Source organism: Xylophilus sp. ASV27 (assembly GCF_016428875.1).
In the GTDB taxonomy this organism is placed as follows: Bacteria; Pseudomonadota; Gammaproteobacteria; order Burkholderiales; family Burkholderiaceae_C; genus Xylophilus.
Window position 1 is genome coordinate 1 of sequence record NZ_JAELTO010000016.1, and the last position, 22,562, is coordinate 22,562.

Below are 22,562 nucleotides of genomic sequence, written 5' to 3' on the forward strand. Positions count from 1 at the left end.
CCCCCCCCCCCCCCCCCCCCCCCCCCCCCCCCCCCCCCCCCCCCCCCCCCTTTTTAGATGTGTATAAGAGACAGGCCGACGCCGCCGCCCCCACCGCAGCCGCCCGCGCCGGCCCCCGTCCCGGCACCGGCGCCGCCCCCTCCGCCGCCCGCACCCGCGCCTGTACCCGACACGCGCGACGCCGACATCGCCCTGCAGCGCCAGAAGGAACAGCAGCAGCGCGAGAAACTGCGCCAGCAGCAGCTCGAACAGGCCCGGCTGCAGAAGCAGAAAGAGGAACGCGAGAAGGCCGAAAAAGCCGAGAAGGCGGCCAAGGCGGAGAAAGAGCGGGCCGAAAGGGAAAAGGCCGAGAAGGCGGCCCGCGAAAAGGAAGCGCGAGAGAAGGAAGCGCGCGAGAAGCAGGCCCAGCTCGACAAGCAGAAGCAGCAGCAGGCCGCCGAAGAGAAGAAGAAGCAGGAGCAGGCCAAGGCGCAGCAGGAAGCCAAGCGGCTGGAGGCCGAGCGGCTGGCCAACATCAAACGCCTGCAGGGCCTGGCCGGCGCCACCGGCGGAGCCACGGCCACCGGCAGCGATCTGCGCTCCTCGGGACCTTCCGGCTCCTACGGCGGCAAGGTGGCGGCCAAGGTGCGGCCCAACATCGTGTTCTCCGACGACGCGCCGGGCAACCCGCGCGCCGAGGTCGAGGTGCGCGCCGCGCCGGACGGCACCATCGTCGGCCGCCGCCTGACCAAGTCCAGCGGCAACCCGGCCTGGGACGACGCGGTGCTCAAGGCCATCGACAAGACCGAGACGCTGCCGCGCGACATCGACGGCCGGGTGCCCTCCTCGCTGGTGATCGGTTTCCGGCCGAGGGACTGAGCCATTCAGTATTCATAGCATGAAGCCTTGGAGCCGTCTTCGTTTCAGATACTTTTCTATCTGAAGCCTAGATTCTTCTAAGGCATATAGCTATGGATTGCATAGCAAAACAAAACGAAAAAAGCCCGCACGCGCTTGCCGTGCGGGCTTTTTCTCAGCAGGCGCCGCGCAGGGCCGACGCCCTGCCGCGGGCTCAGGCGGCGACGGTTTCCGCCACGTCCTTGAACTCCTGGATCTGGTCGAAGTTCAGGTACTGGTAGATCTTGTCGCCGTTGGCGTTGATCACGCCGATGTCGCTCAGGTACTCCTCGCGCGTCGGGATGCGGCCGAGCTTGGAGCAGATCGCGGCCAGTTCGGCCGAGCCCAGGTACACGTTGGTGTTCTTGCCCAGGCGGTTGGGGAAGTTGCGGGTGCTGGTGGACATGACCGTGGCGCCTTCCTTGACCTGCGCCTGGTTGCCCATGCACAGCGAGCAGCCCGGCATTTCCATGCGCGCGCCGGCGGCGCCGAACACGCCGTAGTGGCCCTCTTCGGTGAGCTGCTGCGCGTCCATCTTGGTGGGCGGGGCCATCCACAGCTTGACCGGGATGTCCTTCCTGCCTTCGAGCAGCTTGGAGGCGGCGCGGAAGTGGCCGATGTTGGTCATGCACGAGCCGATGAAGACTTCGTCGATCTTGCCGCCGGCCACGTCGCTCAGCGTCTTGGCGTCGTCAGGGTCGTTGGGGCAGCAGACGATGGGCTCGGTGATCTCGTTCAGGTCGATCTCGATCACGGCGGCGTATTCGGCGTCGGCGTCGGCTTCGAGCAGCTGCGGGTTGGCCAGCCAGGCTTCCATGGCCTTGATGCGGCGCGCAATGGTGCGCTTGTCCTGGTAGCCCTGGGCGATCATGTTCTTCAGCAGCACGATGTTGCTGTTGATGTACTCGATGATCGGTTCCTTGTTGAGCTTGATGGTGCAGCCTGCGGCCGAGCGCTCGGCCGAGGCGTCGGCCAGCTCGAACGCCTGTTCGGCCTTGAGGTCGGGCAGGCCTTCGATCTCCAGGATGCGGCCGGAGAAGATGTTCTTCTTGCCCTTCTTCTCGACCGTCAGCAGGCCGGCCTTGATCGCATACAGCGGGATCGCGTGCACCAGGTCGCGCAGCGTGACGCCGGGCTGCATCGTGCCCTTGAAGCGCACCAGCACCGACTCGGGCATGTCCAGCGGCATGACGCCGGTGGCCGCGGCAAAGGCCACCAGGCCCGAGCCCGCGGGGAAGCTGATGCCGATCGGGAAGCGCGTGTGGCTGTCGCCGCCGGTGCCCACGGTGTCGGGCAGCAGCATGCGGTTGAGCCAGCTGTGGATGATGCCGTCGCCCGGCTTGAGCGAGATGCCGCCGCGGTTGCTGATGAATTCGGGCAGCTCGTGGTGGGTCTTGACGTCCACCGGCTTCGGGTAGGCCGCGGTGTGGCAGAAGGACTGCATCACCAGGTCGGCGCTGAAGCCCAGGCAGGCCAGGTCCTTCAACTCGTCGCGGGTCATCGGGCCGGTGGTGTCCTGCGAGCCGACCGAGGTCATCTTCGGTTCGCAGTAGGTGCCGGGCAGCATGCCCTGGCCTTCCGGCAGGCCGCAGGCGCGGCCGACCATCTTCTGCGCCAGCGTGAAGCCCTTGCCCGTGGCCTTGGGATTCTGCGGCAGGCGGAACAGCGTGGACACCGGCAGGCCCAGGGCCTCGCGCGCCTTGGCCGTCAGGCCGCGGCCGATGATCAGCGGAATGCGGCCGCCGGCGCGCACCTCGTCGAACAGGACGTCGCTCTTGACGGTGAACTCGGCGATCACCTTGCCGTCCTTGAGCGCCTTGCCCTCGTAGGGGCGCAGCTCGACCACGTCGCCCATGTTCATCTGGCTGACGTCCAGCTCGATCGGCAGCGCGCCGGCGTCTTCCATGGTGTTGTAGAAGATCGGGGCGATCTTGGCGCCCAGGCAGACGCCGCCGAAGCGCTTGTTCGGCACGAAGGGGATGTCCTCGCCGGTGAACCACAGCACCGAGTTGGTGGCCGACTTGCGGCTGGAGCCGGTGCCCACCACGTCGCCCACGTAGGCGACCAGGTTGCCGCGCGCACGCAGGTCCTCGATGAACTTGACCGGACCGCGCTTGCCGTCCTCCTCGGGCGTGATGCCCTCGCGCTTGTTCTTGAGCATGGCCAGCGCGTGCAGCGGGATGTCCGGGCGGCTCCAGGCATCGGGCGCGGGCGACAGGTCGTCGGTGTTGGTTTCGCCCGCGACCTTGAACACCGTGAGCCGGATGCTCTGCGGCACCTCGGGGCGGCTGGTGAACCATTCGGCATCGGCCCAGCTCTGCAGCACGGCGCGGGCGTTGGCGTTGCCCTGATCGGCCTTTTCCTTGACGTCGTGGAACTGGTCGAACATCAGCAGCGTCTTCTTCAGCCCTTCGGCCGCGACGCCGCCGACTTCGGCGTCGTCCAGCAGGTCGATCAGCGGGCTGATGTTGTAGCCGCCGAGCATTGTGCCCAGCAGTTCGGTCGCCTTGGCGCGACTGATCAGGGCCGTCTTCTCGGTGCCGTGCGCCACGGCGGCCAGGTAGCTCGCCTTGACCTTGGCCGCATCGTCCACGCCGGCCGGCACGCGGTGCGTCAGCAAGTCCAGCAGGCCGTCCGGGTCGGCGGCGCTGGCGGTCTTGATCAGCTCGATCAGCTCGGCGGTCTGCCGGGCCGACAGCGGTAGCGGCGGAATGCCGAGCGCCGCGCGTTCGGCGACATGGTCACGGTAGGCTTGCAACATTTTTTCTCCGGGGGTCGTAGTGATGCGGGACGGCGCAGACGGCCTTGGGCAGCGCTGCCAAGTCCCTCGGGTGCGCGGGGACCTGTTCAGCGTCGCCGTTATTTCTGGGCGTCGGTGGCGGGCTTCGGATCGAGCGGCTCCAGCAGGCTGCGCGGCGGGTTCTTCCTGAGTTCCTCGGCCACCGCCACCTGTTGCGGGCTCTGGCATTCGTCCGCCAGGCGCTCGCCGATCTTCTGGTTCATGAGCATGGACTTGTTGCCCAACTGCAGCCACATGGCGCCGGCCCTGGGGTCTTCCAGGCGGATCGCCCCGGTGCGGCTTTCCACCGGATGCATGCGGTAGCGCACCTTGGCGGTCTGCACGGTGAAGAAGCCCGGCTTCTTCTCGTCGGGCGTGATCAGCACGTTGGCGCCCAGTTCGCACTTGATCGGGCCGGCAAAGACGCGCTGCGCCACGGCCAGGTCGGCTTCGCTCAGGGTGACGTTGGTGTCGTCGCTGATCGGCGTGACTTCCTCGACCGCCTTGGCGGCGCGGCGCGTGATCGCCGGCTTGTGCTTGGGCTTGGCAGCCGCGGCAGAGGCGTGCTTGGGGGCGGGTTTGGCCGCGGGCTTGGTGGCGTCGACTGCCTTCTTGGCGGGCGCGCCGTCGGCGGCCTGGGCCAGCACCAGGCCGGGAATGGCCAGGGCGCCGAAAGCAATGGCGAGGAGAGTTTTCTTCATGGGTGCTCCTTGAAGGTCGCAGGGTATGACGGGGTTGCGTGCTGCCGCATGGTGTCCCAGGCCGAGGGCGCCATCCAGCGCCGCGCCTCGTGTGGCAGTGGCCGGCCGGTGCGCCGGGCCCGCTCCAGCACCTGCCAGAAATGGCGGTAGCTGGCGCGGTCGTGCAGGTGCCCGTCGAAACTGACGGGCGCCCAGTCGGCGCGTTCGGCCGCCAGGAGGATCTGCGCGGCCGTGTCCACTTCGCGTGGATCGGGGGCGAATGCCTCGAGGATGGGCCGGATCTGCGCCGGGTGGATGCTCCACATGCGGGTGTATCCGAACTCGCGCGCCGCGCGGCGGGCCGCGCTGCGGATCGCCTCGGCGTTGCCGAATTCGGTCACCACGCAATGCGAGGGGACCTTGCCGCTGGCGTGCGCAGCGGAGGCGATCTCCAGCTTGGCCCGCACCACCAGCGGATGGGTGAACTGGCCCGCAGCGGCCATGCCGTCCGCAGGAATGGCGCCGGCGTGGGCGGAGACGAAATCCATCAGCCCGAAGCTCAGCGACTGGATGCGCGGATGCGCCGCGATGCCGAAGGCACGGTGCACCGCGCCGGGGGATTCGATCAGGGCCTGCAGCGCCAGTTGCGGCGCGCCGGCCGCGTCCAGCGCCCGCGCGGCGCGCTCGACGTCGGCCACGGACTCGACCTTGGGCAGCATCACATGCGCCAGCCGCGCACCGGCGCGCCCGACGATCGCGGCCACGTCGGCCTCGAAGGCGGGGTGGTCCACCGGGTGCACGCGCACCGCCACGCGGGCGCCGGCCGCGGCGGCCAGCGCCAGTTCGGTCACCAGGGCCGCATGCTCGGCCTCGCCGCCGACCGGGGCGCCGTCCTCGCAGTCGAGCGTGACGTCGAAAGGGCAGACGCCGAACTCGGCCGTCATCTCGGCCTGCAGTTGCAGGCTCTTCTTCATGCGGGACTCGACGCCGCTGTAGTGGTCGCACACCGGCAGCGTCACCGCTCCGGCCTGCGCCCCCAGCAACACCTCGGCGGGATGGACGGCGGCGCTCGTCATGCCTTCTTCTGCGCCACGATGAACATGCGCGGGAAGGCCAGCAGCCGCCGGCCGTCGGCGTGCGCCGGGTAGGCCGCGTCCACGCGGCGCTGGTATTCGTCCAGGTAGCTCGCCTTCAGATCGGCCGGCAGCCGGTCCACGAAGGGCTTCAGGCCCGTGCCGCGCACCCATTCGACGATGGCCGCGGCGTCGGCCATGCGGTGCTGGTAGATGGTGTGCCAGATGTCGACGTCGGCCGCCTCGGGCGCCAGCAGGTCGTAGTACCGGCCCAGGCCGAGCAAGGGGGTGCGCAGCCGTTCGGCGTCGCCGATGGGCGCGGCCCAGGGCGCCTGCGCCGCCACGGCGCGCATCAGGCGGTGCGTGGGCTCCTGGCGGTTGTCCGGCATCTGGACGGCCAACACGCCGCCCGGGGCCAGCGCGTCGAACAGGCGCGGGATCAGCGTCTCGTGATCCGGCACCCATTGCAGCGACGCATTGGCAAAGATGAGAGTGGGCGCATCTCGCGGCGCCCAGGCCGCGATGTCGCCGAGCTCGAAGCGGGCCTGCGGCAGACGCTCGCGCGCGCTGGCCAGCATGGCCTCGGAGTTGTCGGTTCCCGTGACCTGCGCCCCGGGGAAGCGCTCGACCAGCAGCTCGGTGGAGTTGCCCGGCCCGCAGCCCAGGTCGACCACCAGGGCCGCCTCGGCCAGCGGCACCCGGGCCAGCAGATCCCGCGCGGGCCGGGTGCGCTCGTCCTCGTAGCGGCGGTAGAGCGCGGGATTCCAGTCGAGCATGGGCTTCGGCGGATCAGAGCAGGTGCTTCACGCCGTCCTGTTCGCCCTGCAGTTCCGCCAGGGTCTTGTCGATGCGCTCCTGGCTGAACGCGTCGATGGCCAGGCCCTCGACGATCTTGTACCTGCCGCCCTCGGTGGTGACCGGGAAGCCGAAGATCACGTCCTTCGGGATGCCGTATTCGCCGTTCGAGGGCACGCCCATGGTGACCCACTTGCCTTGCGAGCCAAGCGCCCAGTCGCGCATGTGGTCGATGGCGGCATTGGCGGCGGAGGCGGCGGAGGACAGGCCGCGCGCCTCGATGATCGCCGCGCCGCGCTTGCCGACGGTGGGCAGGAACACCTCGGCGTTCCAGACCTGGTCGTTGATCAGGTCCTTGACGTTCTTGCCGCCGACGGTGGCGAAGCGGTAGTCGGCGTACATGGTGGGCGAATGGTTGCCCCAGACGGTGAGCTTCTCGATGTCGCCGACCTTGGTGCCGGTCTTGGCCGCGATCTGGCTGGCGGCGCGGTTGTGGTCCAGGCGCAGCATGGCGGTGAAGTTCTCGCGCGGCAGGCTGGGCGCGCTCTTCATGGCGATGTAGGCATTGGTGTTGGCCGGGTTGCCGACCACCAGCACCTTGACGTTGCGGCTGGCGACCTGGTCCAGCGCCTTGCCCTGGGCCGTGAAAATCTGCGCGTTGGCGGCCAGCAGGTCGGCGCGCTCCATGCCGGGGCCGCGCGGACGGGCGCCGACCAGCAGCGCGTAGTCGGCGTCCTTGAACGCGACCAGCGGGTCGCCCGTGGGGATCACGCCGGCCAGCAGCGGGAAGGCGCAGTCTTCCAGCTCCATGATCACGCCCTTGAGCGCCTTCTGGGCCTTTTCGTCCGGGATTTCCAGGAGTTGCAGAATGACGGGCTGGTCCTTGCCCAGCATTTCGCCGGAGGCGATGCGAAACAGCAGGGCGTAGCCGATTTGGCCAGCGGCGCCGGTGACGGCAACGCGGACAGGGGTCTTGCTCATGGGAAAAGCTCCAGGATAGGGATGAAAGCGGCCCGGCCATGCGCCTGCGCCGGGCACCGGTCTGCGGATGCGAAAAAACGGCCGGTCGGGACAGCCGCGGAGTTTACTGCCGATTCCGAAGCGCGGTCAATTTGTCTTGTATCTTATATAAGATATGATCGATCGGTTGCCCGGAACCGACCGGGCAGCCGCGCCGAAAGGGGTGGCCACACCCCTCCCCCGTCCAGCCACGATGCACATCCTCCCTTCCGCCGCCGAAGCCCCGTCCGACGCACTCGTGAGCGACAGCACCACGGAGCGCGGCGCGCCGGCATTCAGCCCGCTGTACCAGCAGATCAAAGGCCTGATCCTGCAGCGGCTGCAGGCCGGCGACTGGAAGCCGGGCGAGGCCATCCCCAGCGAGATGGACCTGGCGGCGCGCTTTCGCGTCAGCCAGGGCACGGTGCGCAAGGCGATCGACGAACTCGCGGCCGAAAACCTGCTGCTGCGGCGCCAGGGCAAGGGCACCTTCGTCGCCACCCACACGGAGCGGCAGGTGCAGTTTCGCTTCCTGAGCCTGCTGCCCGACACCGGCGAGCCCGCGCCCGCCGAGCGGCGCGTGCTGGACTGCCGGCGCATGCGCGCCTCGGCCGACGTGGCCCGGCTGCTGGGCCTGCGCTCGGGCGAACCCGTGCTGCAGGCGCGCCGCGTGCTGGCCTTTGGCGGCAAGCCGACCATCCTGGAGGACCTGTGGCTGCCGGGCCAGCCCTTCAAGGGACTGACCGCCGCCCGCATGGCCGACTACCAGGGCCCCACCTATGCGATGTTCGAACTCGAATTCGGCGTGCGCATGGTGCGCGCCACGGAGAAGCTGCGCGCCGTGGCCGCCGCCGACGAAGTGGCCGCCCTGCTGCAGGTGGCGCCCGGTACGCCGCTGCTGAGCGTCGAGCGCCTGGCCTACACCTACAAGGACACGCCGATGGAGCTGCGCCGCGGCCTGTACCTGACCGAGGGTTACCACTACCGCAACGAACTCAACTGAGCGCCGAGGAGCCGGCGCAAGGCCCTACCTGAGCTCAACTGTCAGATACGGCAAGCTTCCTCTCAAGACGTTTGTGCATTGCAATAGAATTTTGGGCTGTCTGCACCGCCAGATTACAGCGCAGTTACCTCCACGAAAGCCCCTCCCATGCCTGAGCTAGCCAAGAAGCGGCCTGAATTCCGCAACATCAACGCCTTAACCGATCTGAGAACGTATCGGCTTCCGGTCGCCGCCTTGGTGTCCATCCTTCACCGCATCAGCGGGGTGATCATGTTCGTGCTGATGCCGTTCATCATCTGGATGTTCGACACCTCGGTCTCCTCCGAAATCTCCTTCTCACGCTTCAAGGCTGCCTTCAACGCGGGCATCGGCTTCGTGCCGGGCTGGTTCATCAAGATCGTGGCGCTGGCGCTGATCTGGGCCTATCTGCACCACTTCATCGCCGGCCTGCGCCACCTCTGGATGGACGTGAACCACCACGCCGTCGAGAAGAAGGCCGGCGCCACCACCGCCACCGCCACGCTGGTGTTGAGCATCGGCCTTGCGCTGGTGCTCGGCGCCAAGCTGTTCGGCCTCTATTGAAACGCAGGGAGCAAGCACCATGACTGTCAATTACGGCTCCAAGCGCCTCGTCGTCGGCGCGCACTACGGCCTGCGCGACTGGATCGCACAGCGCGCCACCGCGGTCCTGATGGCGATCTTCACCATCGTCCTGCTCGCCAGCCTGATCTTCTCCAAGGGCCCGATCGGCTATGACCTGTGGGCCGGCATCTTTGCCGCGCAGTGGATGAAGGTGCTGACCATGGTCGTCATCATCGCCCTGCTCTACCACGTGTGGATCGGCATACGCGACGTCTGGATGGACTACGTCAAGTCTGTCGCCGCCCGCCTCGTCCTGCAAGTTTTCTCCATCGCCTGGCTCGTCGGCTGCGCCGGCTGGGCCATCCAGGTGCTCTGGAGGCTCTGATCAAAATGACCTATTCCACGAAAAACCTCACCAAGCGCAAGTTCGACGTCGTCATCGTCGGTGCCGGCGGCTCCGGCATGCGCGCCTCGCTGCAGCTGGCCCGCGCCGGCCTGAACGTGGCCGTGCTGTCCAAGGTGTTCCCGACCCGTTCGCACACCGTGGCCGCGCAGGGCGGGGTCGGCGCCTCGCTCGGCAACATGAGCGAGGACAACTGGCACTACCACTTCTACGACACCATCAAGGGCTCCGACTGGCTCGGCGACCAGGATGCGATCGAGTTCATGTGCCGCGAAGCGCCCAAGGTGGTGTATGAGCTCGAGCACTTCGGCATGCCGTTCGACCGCAATGCCGACGGCACCATCTACCAGCGCCCGTTCGGCGGCCACACCGCCAACTACGGCGAGAAGCCGGTGCAGCGCGCCTGCGCCGCGGCCGACCGCACCGGCCACGCCATGCTGCACACGCTCTACCAGCAGAACGTGTCAGCCCATACCCATTTCTTCGTCGAGTGGATGGCGCTGGACCTGATCCGCGACGCCGAGGGCGACGTGGTCGGCGTGACCGCGCTGGAAATGGAAACCGGCGACCTGCACATCCTCCAGGCCAAGACCGTGCTGCTGGCCACCGGCGGCGCGGGCCGCATCTTCCAGGCCTCGACCAACGCCTTCATCAACACCGGCGACGGCCTGGGCATGGCCGCGCGCGCCGGCATCCCGCTACAGGACATGGAGTTCTGGCAGTTTCACCCGACCGGCGTGGCCGGCGCCGGCGTGCTGCTGACCGAAGGCTGCCGCGGCGAAGGCGCGATCCTGCTCAACAGCAACGGCGAGCGCTTCATGGAGCGCTACGCGCCGACCCTGAAGGACCTGGCGCCGCGCGACTTCGTCTCGCGCTGCATGGACCAGGAAATCAAGGAAGGCCGTGGCTGCGGCCCGAACAAGGACTACATCCTGCTCAAGCTCGACCACCTGGGCGCGGACACCATCCGCAAGCGCCTGCCCTCGGTGGAGGAGATCGGCCACAACTTCGCCAACGTCGACATCACCCGCGAGCCGATTCCCGTGGTGCCGACCATCCACTACCAGATGGGCGGCATCCCGACCAACATCCACGGCCAGGTGGTGACGCAGAACGAGGCCAACGAGAGCGTGGTGGTCCACGGCCTCTACGCCGTGGGCGAATGCTCCTGCGTCAGCGTGCACGGCGCCAACCGCCTGGGCACCAACTCGCTGCTCGACCTGCTGGTGTTCGGCCGCGCCGCGGGCAACCACATCGTGGAGTTCAACGACAAGCTCAAGGAGCACAAGCCGCTACCCGCCGATGCCGCCGATCGCACGCTCGCGCGCCTGAACCAGCTCGATACCTCGGCCTCCGGCGAGTACGCGCAGGACGTGGCGGGCGACATCCGCGCCTGCATGCAGCAGCACGCCGGCGTGTTCCGCCAGCAGGCCAGCATGGACCAGGGCGTGGTCAAGATCGCCGAACTGCGCAAGCGCGTGGCCAACGTCGCGCTCAAGGACAAGTCCAAGGTGTTCAACACCGCGCGCATCGAGGCGCTGGAAGTCGACAACCTGATCGAAGTGGCGCAGGCCACCATGGTCTCGGCCGCCGCGCGCAAGGAATGCCGCGGCGCACACACGGTGGACGACTACGAGCGTCCGGCGGACGATGCGGAATTCCCGCTGGGCCGCAACGACAAGGAATGGATGAAGCACACCCTCTGGCACAGCGCGACCAACAGCCTGGCCTACAAGCCGGTGCGCATGAAGCCGCTCACCGTCGATACCGTGCCGCCCAAGGTCCGCACGTTCTGATCCGCCCCCGAAGAACACCCCAGCGAGAAGCACCATGCAAAAGCGCACGTTCCACATCTACCGCTACGACCCGGACAAGGACGCCAAGCCCTACATGCAGACCATCGAGATCGAGCTCGAAGGCAACGAACGCATGCTGCTGGACGCCCTGATCAAGCTCAAGGCCATCGACCCGAGCATCGCCTTCCGCCGCTCCTGCCGCGAAGGCGTGTGCGGCTCCGACGCGATGAACATCAACGGCAAGAACGGCCTGGCCTGCCTCACCAACCTGCGCACGCTGAAGGACCCGATCGTCATCAAGCCGCTGCCCGGCCTGCCCGTGATCCGCGACGTGATCGTGGACATGACGCACTTCTTCAACCAGTACCACTCGATCAAGCCCTACTTGGTCAACGATACGCCGCCGCCGGAGAAGGAGCGCCTGCAGTCGCCCGAGGAGCGCGAGGAGCTCGACGGCCTGTACGAGTGCATCCTGTGCGCGAGCTGCTCCACGAGCTGCCCGAGCTTCTGGTGGAACCCGGACAAGTTCGTCGGCCCGGCCGGCCTGCTGCAGGCCTACCGCTTCATCGCCGACAGCCGCGACGAAGCCACCGCCGCGCGCCTGGACAACCTGGAAGACCCGTACCGCCTGTTCCGCTGCCACACCATCATGAACTGCGTGGACGTGTGCCCCAAGGGCCTCAACCCCACCAAGGCCATTGGCAAGATCAAGGAACTGATGGTGCGCCGCGCGGTGTAATGGCCATGGCGGACGACGCTGCACTGCTCGACGAAAGAGCGCTGAGCAAGCTGCGCTGGCGCTGCCGGCGCGGGCTGCTGGAGAACGACCTTTTCATCGAGCGCTTCTTCGCCCGCCATGAGCAAGGCCTGACGGTGCGGCAGGCAGAAGGCATGGAAGTGCTGATGGACCTGTCGGACCACGACCTGATGGACCTGATGCTGCGCCGCAAGGAGCCCGAAGGCGACGTCGCCGCCTCCGCGCCCGCATGCGAGGTCCTGGACATGCTCAGGCGCTGAGCGCATGCCCCCACCGGACAAGGCCCCGCCGATTTCAAGAGAGAACGCCCTAGCCGGCACCAACCCCAAGGAAAGCACATGAAGCTAGCTGACAACAAAGCCACCCTGTCGTTCAGTAACGGCAGCCCGAGCGTGGACCTTCCGGTCTACCACGGCAGCATCGGCCCGGATGTCATCGACATCCGCAAGCTGTACGCGCAGACCGGCATGTTCACCTACGACCCGGGCTTTCTCTCCACGGCGGCGTGCCAGTCGGCCATCACCTACATCGACGGCGACAAGGGCGAACTGCTGTACCGCGGCTACCCGATCGAGCAGCTCGCCACCAAGTGCGACTTCCTGGAAACCTGCCACCTGCTGCTGCACGGCGAGCTGCCCAACGCAACGCAGAAGGCCGACTTCAGCAAGCTCGTGACCAACCACACCATGGTCAACGAGCAGATGCAGTTCTTCCTGCGCGGCTTCCGCCGCGACGCGCACCCGATGGCCGTCATGACCGGCCTGGTGGGCGGCCTGTCGGCCTTCTACCATGACAGCACCGACATCAACAACCCGGAGCACCGCGAGATCTCGGCCATCCGCCTGATCGCCAAGATGCCCACGCTGGTCGCCATGGCCTACAAGTACGGCATCGGCCAGCCCTACATGTACCCGCGCAACGAGCTGAGCTACGCCGGCAACTTCCTGCACATGATGTTTGCCACGCCGTGCGAGGAGTACAAGGTCAGCCCGATCCTGGAGAAGGCGCTGGACCGCATCTTCATCCTGCACGCCGACCACGAGCAGAACGCCTCGACCTCCACCGTGCGCCTGTGCGGCTCCTCGGGCACCAACCCGTTCGCCGCCATCGCAGCCGGCGTGGCCTGCCTGTGGGGTCCGGCCCACGGCGGCGCCAACGAGGCGGCGCTCAACATGCTCTACGACATCCAGAAGGCCGGCGGCGTGGAGAAGATCGGCGAGTTCATCAAGCAGGTGAAGGACAAGAACTCCAACGTCAAGCTGATGGGCTTCGGCCACCGCGTGTACAAGAACTACGACCCGCGCGCCAAGCTCATGCAGGAGACCTGCAAGGAAGTGCTGGGCGAACTCGGCCTGCACAACGACCCGCTGTTCAAGCTGGCCATGGCCCTGGAGAAGATCGCGCTGGAAGACGACTACTTCGTGCAGCGCAAGCTCTACCCGAACGTGGACTTCTACTCCGGCATCGTGCAGCGCGCCATCGGCATCCCGGTGAGCCTGTTCACCGCCATCTTCGCGCTGGCCCGCACCGTCGGCTGGATCGCCCAGCTCAACGAGATGATCGGCGACCCGGAATACAAGATCGGCCGTCCGCGCCAGTTGTTCGTCGGCTCCGATCGCCGCGACGTGAAGGATATCGCCCAGCGCTGATCCCGCGCCAGGCCCGGATCCCCATGACGGCCCGCCAGCGTGCGGGCTTTTTCATGCCTTGCGACTTGGCACGATGCTACTTAAACGATAGCAAAAAACCCAGGAATTATCTTGGCTTCATGCCTATTCTCCTCATATTTGCCGTAGCGCGGCTTCGCTTTTACAGTTGACGCTCGCGCACCGATCCTCGCCCCTGACCCCCAACTTCAGCCCTTCCCGCACATGAAAACCAAAGCCGCCGTCGCCTGGCAATCCGGCCAGCCCCTGAGCATCGAAACCGTGGACCTGGAGGGGCCGAAGTTCGGCGAAGTCCTGGTCGAGATCAAGGCCACCGGCATCTGCCACACCGACTACTACACGCTCTCGGGCGCCGACCCCGAAGGCATCTTCCCGGCCATCCTCGGCCATGAAGGCGCGGGTGTCGTGGTCGACGTGGGCCCGGGCGTCACCACGCTGAAGAAGGGCGACCACGTCATTCCGCTCTACACGCCCGAATGCCGCCAGTGCAAGTTCTGCCTCTCGCGCAAGACCAACCTGTGCCAGTTGATCCGCGGCACGCAGGGCAAGGGCCTGATGCCCGACGCCACCAGCCGTTTCAGCCTCGGCGGCAAGCCGATCTTCCACTACATGGGCACCAGCACCTTCAGCAACTACACGGTCGCGCCCGAAATCTCGCTGGCAAGAATCCGCGAGGACGCGCCCTTCGACAAGGTCTGCTACATCGGCTGCGGCGTGACCACCGGCATCGGCGCCGTGCTGTTCACGGCCAAGGTCGAGGCCGGCGCCAACGTGGTGGTGTTCGGCCTGGGCGGCATCGGCCTGAACGTGATCCAGGGCGCCAGGATGGTGGGCGCGGACAAGATCATCGGCGTGGACATCAACCCCGCGCGCCAGGCCATGGCGCGGCAGTTCGGCATGACCCACTTCATCAACCCGAACGAGGTCGAGAACGTGGTCGACGCCATCGTGCAACTGACCGACGGCGGCGCCGACTACAGCTTCGAGTGCATCGGCAACACCAAGGTCATGCGCCAGGCGCTGGAGTGCACCCACAAGGGCTGGGGCCGCAGCATCATCATCGGCGTGGCCGAGGCCGGCGCCGAGATCAGCACGCGGCCGTTCCAACTGGTCACCGGCCGCAAGTGGGAAGGTTCGGCCTTCGGTGGCGCGCGCGGCCGCACCGACGTGCCGAAGATCGTCGACTGGTACATGGAGGGCAAGATCAGCATCGACCCGCTGATCACCCACACCATGCCGCTGGAAGACATCAACAAGGGTTTCGACCTGATGAAGCGGGGCGAGTCGATCCGGGGCGTGGTCATGTACTAACCCCCAGGCTTCGCACTGCGTGTCTTCGCCAACCCCCTTTGCAAGGGGGCGACACCAGCGGCCTGGCAGAGCCAGATCCGCGGTGTCCTTGGATGGTCATGCACTATTGAAAGTCTGCGATGAAATCCATGCAACCTTTGCGATCGATACAGGCCGGCGTGCTCGACGTCGCCTATTTCGAGGCCGGCCCCGCCAGCGGGCCGCCGGTGCTGCTGATGCACGGCTTTCCCTACGACATCCATGCCTATGCGGACGTCGCGCCCCTGCTCGCCGGCCAGGGCTGCCGCGTGATCGTGCCCTACCTGCGCGGCTACGGCGCCACGCGCTTCCTGAGCGGCGCCACGCCGCGCTCGGGCGAACAGGCCGCGCTGGGCGCAGACCTGCTGGCGCTGCTCGACGCCCTGGCGATCCCGCGCGCCGTGCTCGCCGGCTACGACTGGGGCGGGCGCGCGGCCTGCGTGGTGGCCGCGCTGTGGCCCGAGCGCTGCGCCGGCCTGCTGTCCTTCAACAGCTACAACCTCCAGAACATCGCCCAGGCCATGAAGCCAGAAGCGCCGGAGAACGAGCACCGGCTCTGGTACCAGTACTACTTCCACAGCGCGCGCGGCCGCAACGGCCTGGCCGCCGACCGGCGCGCCGTCTGCCGGCTGCTGTGGCAGCTCTGGTCGCCGACCTGGGCCTTCGACGAAGCCACCTTCAAGCGCAGCGCCGCCGCCTTCGACAACCCGGACTTCGTCGACGTGGTGATCCACTCCTACCGCCACCGCTTCGGCCTGGTGGCGGGCGACCCGGCCTATGCCGACATCGAACTGCGGTTGTCGGCCCAGCCGCCGATCAGCGTGCCCGCCATCACCTTCGACGGCGCCGACGACGGTGTGCGCCCGGTGGCCAAGCCCGCCGCGCACGCTCGCCATTTCACCGGCAAACGCTCGCACCGCATCGTGCCGGGCGTGGGCCACAACATGCCGCAAGAGGCGCCCCAGGTCTTCGCCGACGCGGTGATGGAACTGGTCCACGCCTCTTCACCACACTGACAACGACATGCCAGACACCCCTCTCCAGCTTCTATCCGAACACGGCAGCTTCGGCGGCCGGCAGCGCTTCTACCAGCACGACGCGCGCGAGATCGGGCTGCCCATGAAATTCTCGGTCTACCTGCCGCCCGCGGCCGCGCACGGCCCGGTGCCGGCCCTGCTCTACCTGGCCGGCCTGACCTGCAACGAGGAAACCTTCCCCGCCAAGGCCGGCGCCCAGCGCCGGGCCGCCGAACTGGGCCTGGCCCTGGTCGCGCCCGACACCAGCCCGCGCGGCGCGAACGTGCTGGGCGAGGCCGAGCATTGGGACTTCGGCGTCGGCGCGGGCTTCTACCTCGACGCCACGCAGGCGCCATGGGCCACGCACTGGCGCATGGAGAGCTACCTGCTCAAGGAACTGCTGCCGCTGCTGTCGGCCCACCTGCCGGTGGACGGCACGCGGCTGGGCATCTTCGGCCACTCCATGGGCGGCCACGGCGCCCTCACGCTGGCGCTGCGGCACCCGGGCGTGTTCCGCTCGGTCTCCGCCTTTGCGCCGATCTGCGCGCCCAGCCAGTGCCCGTGGGGCGAAAAGGCCTTCAACGGCTACCTGGGCACCGGGCGCAGCACCTGGGCCGCGCACGACGCCAGCGCCCTGCTGCAGCAGCAGACGGCCGCGCCCTTCCCGCACGGCATCCTGGTGGACCAGGGGCTGGACGACAAATTCCTGCATGCGCGGCAACTGCGCCCCGAACTGCTGGAAGCCGCCTGCGCCCAGTCCGGCCAGCCGCTGACGCTGCGCCGGCATGCGGGCTACGACCATGGCTACTACTTCGTGTCGAGCTTCATGGCGGACCATCTGGCGCACCATGCCAAGACCTTGATCTGAAGCCCGCGCCGGCGGATATTTGCTACAAAATATATAGCTACAAGCCTAGATAACGCCTGGGCTACAGGCACTTTTCACCCCAAATCCACTGCCGCCATGGCGATGGACACGCCCTACCCGGTGTTGCGCAGCCCGGCCGCGATCCCGTTGATCGAGATGTGGATGCCGGTCTGCACCCGCTCGTCGCCCTGCCCTTCGCGGTAGCGGCGCAGCAGCTCGACCTGCAGGTGGTGCAGCGGGTCGATGTAGGGGAAGCGGTGCCGGATCGAGCGCGCCAGCGCGGGGTTGTGCGCCAGGCGCTGGCGGTCGCCGGTGATCTGGGTCAGCGCGTCGGTGGTGCGCTGCCATTCGGCCTCGATCAGCGCGAACACCTTCTTGCGCAGCCGCGCGTCGCCCACGAGTTCGGCATAGCGCGAGGCCAGCGCCATGTCGCTCTTGGCCAGCACCATGTCCATGTTGGACAGCAGAGTGCGGAAGAAGGGCCACTGGCGGTACATCTTCTGCAGCAGCGCCAGGCGCGCGCTGCGCTCGGTCTTGGCGGCCGTGGCGGCGATGCCTTCGGTAGGTGCGAGGAAGGCGGCGACGGCCGAGCCGAAGCCGTACCAGCCCGGCAGCGTGAGGCGGCACTGGCCCCAGCTGAAGCCCCAGGGGATGGCGCGCAGGTCCTCGATGCGCTGGCTCGCCTTGCGCGAGGCCGGGCGCGAGCCGATGTTGAGCTCGGCGATCTCGCGGATCGGCGTGGAGCCGAAGAAGTAGTCGGTGAAGCCCTGGGTTTCGTAGACCAGCGCGCGGTAGGCGGCCATGCTGGCCTCCGACAGTTGCGCGGCGGCCTGCAGGAAGGCCTTGGTGGCGGGCTTGGTCGGCTGCAGCAGCGTGGCCTCCAGCGTGGCGGCCACGAGCGTCTCCAGGTTGCGCCGGCCGATCTCGGGGTTGGCGTACTTGGAGCCGATGACCTCGCCCTGCTCGGTCAGGCGGATCTGGCCGCGCACGGTGCCCGGCGGCTGCGCCAGGATGGCCTGGTAGCTCGGGCCGCCGCCGCGGCCGACGGTGCCGCCGCGGCCGTGGAACATGCGCAGCTGGATCGGGTGGCTGGCCGAGAGCCGGTCGAACAGCTCCACCAGCGCGATCTCGGCGCGGTACAGCTCCCAGTTGCTGGTGAAGATGCCGCCGTCCTTGTTGCTGTCGGAGTAGCCGAGCATGATGTCCTGCTCCGCGCCGCTGCGCTGCACCAGCGCGGCAATGCCGGGCAGCGCGTAGAAGTCGCCCATGATCGGGGCGGCGTTGCGCAGGTCCTCGATGGTCTCGAACAGCGGCACCACGATCAAATCGGCGGTGGCCGCGGCGTCCAGCGTGCCGCGCAGCAGGCCGACTTCCTTCTGCAGCAGCAGCACTTCGAGCAGGTCGCTCACGGTTTCGGTGTGGCTGATGATGTAGTGGCGGAGCGCCTGGGCGCCGTAGCGCTCGCGCATGCGGCGGGCGGATTCGAAGATGGCCAGCTCGTGCTGCGCCAGGGCCGAGTATTCGGCGCCCAGCACGCGCAGCGGGCGCGTCTCGTTGAGCAGGCGCAGCAGCAGTTGCTGGCGCGCCGGCTCGTCCAGCGCGGCGTAGTCGGGCTCGACGCGGGCCTGCGCCAGCAGCTCGGCCACGACCGCCTCGTGCTTGTCCGAGCTTTGCCGCAAGTCCACCGTGGCGAGGTGAAAGCCGAACACCTCCACCGCGCGCAGCAGCGGGCGCAGGCGCTGGCCGACCAGGGCCTCGGCATGGTGGGTGTTGAGCGAGGCCTCGATCACGCGCAGGTCGGCCAGGAAGTCCTCGGCCCGCAGGTACGGGTTCTGCGGCGCCACCGCATGGCGCGCCGCGTCGCCGCCGGTGAGCTGCTTGAGCGTGGCGGCCAGGCGCGCATAGATGCCGGTGAGCGCGCGGCGGTAGGGCTCGTCGCGCCGGTGCTCGCTGGTGTCGGGCGAGCTCTCGGCCAGCGCGTGCATGGCCGCGGGCACCTCCACCAGCCGCGCCGACAGCGACAGCTCGCCGCCCAGGTAGTGCACTTCGGTCAGGTAGTGGCGCAGCGCCATCTCGGACTGGCGGCGCAGCGCGTATTCCAGCGTCTCGGCGCTGACGTTCGGGTTGCCGTCGCGGTCGCCGCCGATCCACTGGCCCATGCGGAAGAAGCTGGCCACCGGGTAGGCGCCCAGCTCGCGCTCCAGGCCGGCGTAGAGCTTGGGGATCTCGCGCAGGAAGGTGGCTTCGTAGTAGCTCAGCGCGTTCTCGATCTCGTCCACCACGGTCAGGCGCGAGAAGCGCAGCAGCCGGGTGTGCCAGAGCTGGATCACGCGGGCGCGCAGTTGTGCCTCGTTGGCGGCCAGCTCGCGCGGCGTGAGCGCGTCCTTGGTGCCGCCGTGGAACTGGGCGCGCGCCTTGATCTCGTCGCGCGCCGTGAGCAGCTGCGCAATGTCGCGCTCGGCGTCCAGGATGCTCTTGCGCTGGACTTCGGTGGGGTGCGCGGTGAGCACCGGCGACACATAGCTCGACGCCAGCGTCTGCGAGATCGCGCGCGGCGAGATGCCGGCCCAGCGCAGGCGCGCCATCGCCACCTCGACGCTGCCCTCCTGCGTGTCGCCGGCGCGCTCGTGCACCGCGCGGCGGCGGATGTAGTGGCGGTCTTCGGCCAGGTTGGCCAGGTGGCTGAAGTAGGTGAAGGCGCGGATCACGCTCACCGTCTGGTCGCCCGACAGCGACTTGAGCAGCTTCTTCAGCGCGCGGTCGGCTTCTTGGTCGGCGTCGCGGCGGAACGCCACCGAGAGCTTGCGCACCTGCTCCACAAGTTCGTAGGCGGCCATGCCGTCCTGCTCGCGGATCACGTCGCCCAGTATGCGGCCCAGCAGGCGGATGTCGTCCACCAGCGGCTGCTCGATATCCTTGCGGCGGCGCGGTGCCGTGCGGTCGTGGTCGGTGCTGTTCATCGCCTGGGGTCCCCTCTTGGCCGTTGTGTTTGATGCGGTGCAGCATGCTAGCATCGTCGGCTACGCCGAACTACCAGTAGGTTACGCCCTTGAGCCATCCCCCCGCCCCCCTCGTCATCGCCACGCGCGAGAGCCGCCTGGCGCTGTGGCAGGCAGAACACGTCAAGGCCCTGCTGGCGGCCCTCGGCCGGCCGGTCACGCTGCTGGGCATGACCACGCGCGGCGACCAGATCCTGGACCGCGCGCTGTCCCAGGTCGGCGGCAAGGGCCTGTTCGTGAAAGAGCTGGAAACGGCGCTGGAAGACGGCAGCGCCGATCTGGCCGTGCATTGCATCAAGGACATGCCGGTGGATCTGCCCGAGGGCTTCATGCTGGCCTGCGTGCTGGAGCGCGAAGACCCGCGCGACGCCTTCGTCTCGCCCCGCCACGCCTCGTTCGCCGCCCTGCCTCAGGGCGCGGTGGTGGGCACCTCCAGCCTGCGCCGCACGGTGCTGCTGCAGGCGCTGCGGCCAGACCTGCGCATCGAGCCGCTGCGCGGCAACCTCGACACCCGGCTGCGCAAGCTCGACGAGGGCCGGTACGACGCCATCGTGCTGGCCGCGGCCGGGCTGATCCGGCTCGGCATGCAGGAGCGCATCCGCGAAACCTTCTCGCCCCAGGCCATGCTGCCCTCGGCCGGCCAGGGCGCGCTCGGCATCGAGATCCGCAGCCACCGGCACGATCTGGCCGCCCTGCTGGCACCGCTGGCGCACGCGCCGAGCACCCTGACGGCCGCGGCCGAACGCGCCGTAAGCCGCGCCATGGGCGGCAGCTGCTCCATGCCGCTGGCGGCCTACGCGCAGGCCACGCCCGGCGGGCTGCAACTGGACGCGGCCTGGGGCGATCCGCAACGCCCCGGCGTGCTGGTGCGCGCGAGCGGCCATGCCACGGTGGCCACGCCCGCCGATGCCGAGGCGCTGGGCCGGCGCGTGGCGGCCGAGTTGCAGGCCCAGGGCGCTGGCTGAGCGCGGCCGATGGCGCCGGAGCGGCCCATGCGCGTCATCGTCACACGGCCGGCGCGCGAAGCGGCAGACTGGGTGCAGGCGCTGCGCGCCGAGGGTTTCGATGCCCACGCGCTGCCGCTCATACGCATCGCCCCGCCGCCCCGGCCCGAGGCCTTGCAGCGCGCCTGGCAGGCGCTGGCGCGCTACCAGGCGCTGATGTTCGTCAGCATCAACGCGGCCGAGGCCTTCTTCGCGGCCCGGCCCGCGGGCGCCGCGTGGCCGCGCGACACCCGCGCCTGGGCGCCCGGGCCGGGCACGGCGGCGGCGCTGCGGCGCTGCGGCCTGGCCGCCGGGCAGATCGACGCCCCGGCGCACGATGCGGCGCAGTTCGACTCCGAAGCTTTGTGGCAGCAGGTGCGGGGCAGCGCCGGGCCCGGCCTGCGCCTGCTGCTGGTGCGCGGCACCGACGCCGGCGCCCAGGCCTCCCCCCTGCCCGAGCGCGGCAGCGGCCGGGAGTGGCTGGCGCAGCAGGTCGCGCAGGCCGGCGGCAGCGTCGACCATGTGGTCAGCTACGAGCGCGCCATGCCCACGGCGGACGGCTTCGACGCGGCGCTGGCGCGGGCCGCGGCCGGCGACGCCTGGCTGTTCAGCAGTTCGGAGGCCATCGCCCACCTCCGCGCGCTGCTGCCGCAGGCCGATTGGAGCCGCGCGCGCGCCGTCGCCACGCACCCGCGCATCGCCGAAGCCGCCGCCCGCGCGGGCTTTGCCCCGGTCATCGCCGCGCGGCCGCAACTGGTGCATGTGATCGAGGCGCTGCGCCAGGCCGCGGGCGGCTGAACGCACGGCTGCACGGCACGGGCAGCCCATGGCGCGTCGATAGAATCCGCGCATGAGTTCCGAGCCGATTTCCGCCCCTGCGGCGCCGCCCTCCCCGCCCCTGCTGCCGCCCGCGGCGCTGCGCGACGGGGTCGCACGGCCGCTGGGCATCGTGGCCGCGCTGATCGCCATCGGTGCACTGGCCGCCAGCGTGCTGCTGTGGCAGCGGCTGTCCTCGATCCAGGAGCAGTTGGCGCGCCAGAGCGCGGACTCCGGCGCGCAGGCGATCGAGGCCCGCACCATGGCGCGCCAGGCCCAGGAAACCGCGCAGGACGCCGCCACGCGCCTGGGCGTGGTCGAGGCGCGCGTGGCCGAAGTCGCGCTGCAGCGCACCCAGCTCGAGGACCTGATGCAGAGCCTGTCGCGCACCCGGGACGAGAACCTGGTGGTGGACATCGAATCGGCCCTGCGCCTGGCGCAGCAGCAGACCGAGCTGACCGGCAGCGTCGAGCCTATGCTGGCCGCGCTGCGCAGCGCCGACCAGCGCATCGGCCGCGCTGCGCAGCCGCGTCTGGCGCCGGTGCAGCGCGCCATCACGCGCGACATCGACCGGGTCAAGGGGGCCAGCACGCTGGACACGCCGGGCCTGCTGTCGCGCCTGGACGAACTGGTGCGCCAGGTGGACGACCTGCCGCTGCAGAACGCCGTGGCCCGGGTGTCCGACGCCCGCACCCTGGCGCCGGTGCGCGTGGGCATCGGCACGGCCGAGTCCGCGCCGGGCGCGCAGGCCGATGCCGATGCGTCGTGGTGGCGCCGCAGCCTGCGCAACGCCTGGGCCACGGTGCGCGACGAGGCGCGCGGCCTGGTGCGGGTCAGCCGCATCGGGCATCCGGAGGCCGTGCTGCTCGCGCCCGAGCAGTCCTTCTTCCTGCGCGAGAACCTGAAGCTCAAGCTGCTCAACGCGCGCCTGGGAGTGCTGGCGCGGCAGCCCGACTCGGCCCGCGCCGACGTGGCCGCCGCCGCCGCCGCGCTGGAACGCTATTTCGACACCTCTTCGCGCCGCGTGCAGAACGCCAGCGCCCTGCTGCAGCAGGCGCGCGAACAGTTGAAGAGCGCCGAGCTGCCGCGCCTGGACGACACCCTGTCGGCGCTGGCCACGGCGGCCACGGGGAGGTAAGGC

At 68.9% G+C, this 22,562-nt stretch carries 20 protein-coding genes; 14 read left to right on the forward strand and 6 right to left on the reverse strand.

Going from position 1 to position 22,562, the window contains the following annotated elements; translation table 11 throughout:
* Positions 1 to 57: 57 nt before the first annotated feature.
* The gene (tolA, locus tag JHD63_RS05450) at positions 58 to 858 is read left to right on the forward strand and encodes a cell envelope integrity protein TolA (RefSeq protein ID WP_198969729.1); all 801 of its coding nucleotides are present in this window, start codon (positions 58 to 60) and stop codon (positions 856 to 858) included.
* Between the two features lie 193 nt (positions 859 to 1,051).
* Here the strand turns inward: tolA and acnB are convergent, their stop codons facing one another.
* From acnB to JHD63_RS05475, 5 genes are all read right to left on the reverse strand, one after another.
* The gene (gene acnB, locus JHD63_RS05455) at positions 1,052 to 3,637 is read right to left on the reverse strand and encodes a bifunctional aconitate hydratase 2/2-methylisocitrate dehydratase (RefSeq protein WP_198969730.1); all 2,586 of its coding nucleotides are present in this window, start codon (positions 3,635 to 3,637) and stop codon (positions 1,052 to 1,054) included.
* A gap of 98 nt (positions 3,638 to 3,735) precedes the next feature.
* Positions 3,736 to 4,356: a hypothetical protein gene (locus JHD63_RS05460; RefSeq protein ID WP_198969731.1), complete on the reverse strand. Its 621-nt coding sequence runs from the start codon at positions 4,354 to 4,356 to the stop codon at positions 3,736 to 3,738.
* Positions 4,353 to 5,411: an HpcH/HpaI aldolase/citrate lyase family protein gene (locus tag JHD63_RS05465; protein WP_198969732.1), complete on the reverse strand. Its 1,059-nt coding sequence runs from the start codon at positions 5,409 to 5,411 to the stop codon at positions 4,353 to 4,355. Before JHD63_RS05465 ends, JHD63_RS05460 begins: the two co-directional genes overlap by 4 nt.
* Positions 5,408 to 6,184: a trans-aconitate 2-methyltransferase gene (gene tam, locus JHD63_RS05470; RefSeq protein WP_198969733.1), complete on the reverse strand. Its 777-nt coding sequence runs from the start codon at positions 6,182 to 6,184 to the stop codon at positions 5,408 to 5,410. The genes JHD63_RS05465 and tam overlap by 4 nt, the downstream gene beginning before the upstream one ends.
* Positions 6,185 to 6,197: 13 nt before the next feature.
* Positions 6,198 to 7,184 carry a malate dehydrogenase gene (locus JHD63_RS05475; RefSeq protein ID WP_198969734.1) on the reverse strand — a complete coding sequence of 329 codons (987 nt, stop codon included), beginning with the start codon at positions 7,182 to 7,184 and terminating at the stop codon, positions 6,198 to 6,200.
* 232 nt (positions 7,185 to 7,416) lie between these two features.
* Between JHD63_RS05475 and JHD63_RS05480 the strand changes: the two genes are divergently transcribed.
* From JHD63_RS05480 to fghA, 10 genes are all read left to right on the forward strand, one after another.
* Complete coding sequence (locus tag JHD63_RS05480; protein WP_233167674.1) at positions 7,417 to 8,205, forward strand: GntR family transcriptional regulator; 789 nt, start codon at positions 7,417 to 7,419, stop codon at positions 8,203 to 8,205.
* Between the two features lie 147 nt (positions 8,206 to 8,352).
* Positions 8,353 to 8,787 (forward strand): succinate dehydrogenase, cytochrome b556 subunit, encoded by a 435-nt coding sequence (gene sdhC, locus JHD63_RS05485; protein ID WP_198969736.1) that lies wholly within the window; start codon positions 8,353 to 8,355, stop codon positions 8,785 to 8,787.
* Positions 8,788 to 8,806: 19 nt separating this feature from the next.
* A complete protein-coding gene (gene sdhD / locus JHD63_RS05490; RefSeq protein ID WP_198969737.1) occupies positions 8,807 to 9,172 on the forward strand; it encodes a succinate dehydrogenase, hydrophobic membrane anchor protein in 366 nt (121 codons plus the stop codon).
* Positions 9,173 to 9,177: 5 nt separating this feature from the next.
* Complete coding sequence (gene sdhA / locus JHD63_RS05495; RefSeq protein ID WP_198969738.1) at positions 9,178 to 10,986, forward strand: succinate dehydrogenase flavoprotein subunit; 1,809 nt, start codon at positions 9,178 to 9,180, stop codon at positions 10,984 to 10,986.
* A 34-nt stretch (positions 10,987 to 11,020) separates the two neighbouring features.
* Positions 11,021 to 11,725, forward strand: a complete 705-nt coding sequence (locus JHD63_RS05500) for a succinate dehydrogenase iron-sulfur subunit (RefSeq protein ID WP_198969739.1) — start codon at positions 11,021 to 11,023, stop codon at positions 11,723 to 11,725.
* A complete protein-coding gene (locus JHD63_RS05505; protein ID WP_370590400.1) occupies positions 11,725 to 12,003 on the forward strand; it encodes an FAD assembly factor SdhE in 279 nt (92 codons plus the stop codon). Before JHD63_RS05500 ends, JHD63_RS05505 begins: the two co-directional genes overlap by 1 nt.
* Before the next feature lie 78 nt (positions 12,004 to 12,081).
* Positions 12,082 to 13,392, forward strand: coding sequence for a citrate synthase (locus JHD63_RS05510; protein WP_198969741.1), 1,311 nt, complete (start codon positions 12,082 to 12,084; stop codon positions 13,390 to 13,392).
* A 222-nt stretch (positions 13,393 to 13,614) separates the two neighbouring features.
* Positions 13,615 to 14,721: an S-(hydroxymethyl)glutathione dehydrogenase/class III alcohol dehydrogenase gene (locus JHD63_RS05515; protein WP_198969742.1), complete on the forward strand. Its 1,107-nt coding sequence runs from the start codon at positions 13,615 to 13,617 to the stop codon at positions 14,719 to 14,721.
* 119 nt (positions 14,722 to 14,840) lie between these two features.
* Positions 14,841 to 15,755 carry an alpha/beta fold hydrolase gene (locus JHD63_RS05520; RefSeq protein WP_198969743.1) on the forward strand — a complete coding sequence of 305 codons (915 nt, stop codon included), beginning with the start codon at positions 14,841 to 14,843 and terminating at the stop codon, positions 15,753 to 15,755.
* Between the two features lie 7 nt (positions 15,756 to 15,762).
* Complete coding sequence (gene fghA / locus JHD63_RS05525) at positions 15,763 to 16,623, forward strand: S-formylglutathione hydrolase (protein ID WP_198969744.1); 861 nt, start codon at positions 15,763 to 15,765, stop codon at positions 16,621 to 16,623.
* A 113-nt stretch (positions 16,624 to 16,736) separates the two neighbouring features.
* On the opposite strand, the gene ppc is transcribed toward fghA, so the two are convergent.
* Positions 16,737 to 19,583: a phosphoenolpyruvate carboxylase gene (gene ppc, locus JHD63_RS05530; protein WP_198969745.1), complete on the reverse strand. Its 2,847-nt coding sequence runs from the start codon at positions 19,581 to 19,583 to the stop codon at positions 16,737 to 16,739.
* 89 nt (positions 19,584 to 19,672) lie between these two features.
* Between ppc and hemC the strand changes: the two genes are divergently transcribed.
* From hemC to JHD63_RS05545, 3 genes are read left to right on the forward strand one after another with little or no spacing between them, the layout of a single operon-like run.
* Positions 19,673 to 20,587: a hydroxymethylbilane synthase gene (gene hemC, locus JHD63_RS05535; protein ID WP_198969746.1), complete on the forward strand. Its 915-nt coding sequence runs from the start codon at positions 19,673 to 19,675 to the stop codon at positions 20,585 to 20,587.
* A gap of 27 nt (positions 20,588 to 20,614) precedes the next feature.
* Positions 20,615 to 21,403, forward strand: a complete 789-nt coding sequence (locus JHD63_RS05540) for a uroporphyrinogen-III synthase (RefSeq protein ID WP_198969747.1) — start codon at positions 20,615 to 20,617, stop codon at positions 21,401 to 21,403.
* Between the two features lie 52 nt (positions 21,404 to 21,455).
* A complete protein-coding gene (locus JHD63_RS05545; protein ID WP_198969748.1) occupies positions 21,456 to 22,559 on the forward strand; it encodes a uroporphyrinogen-III C-methyltransferase in 1,104 nt (367 codons plus the stop codon).
* The last annotated feature ends 3 nt before the right edge of the window (positions 22,560 to 22,562 follow it).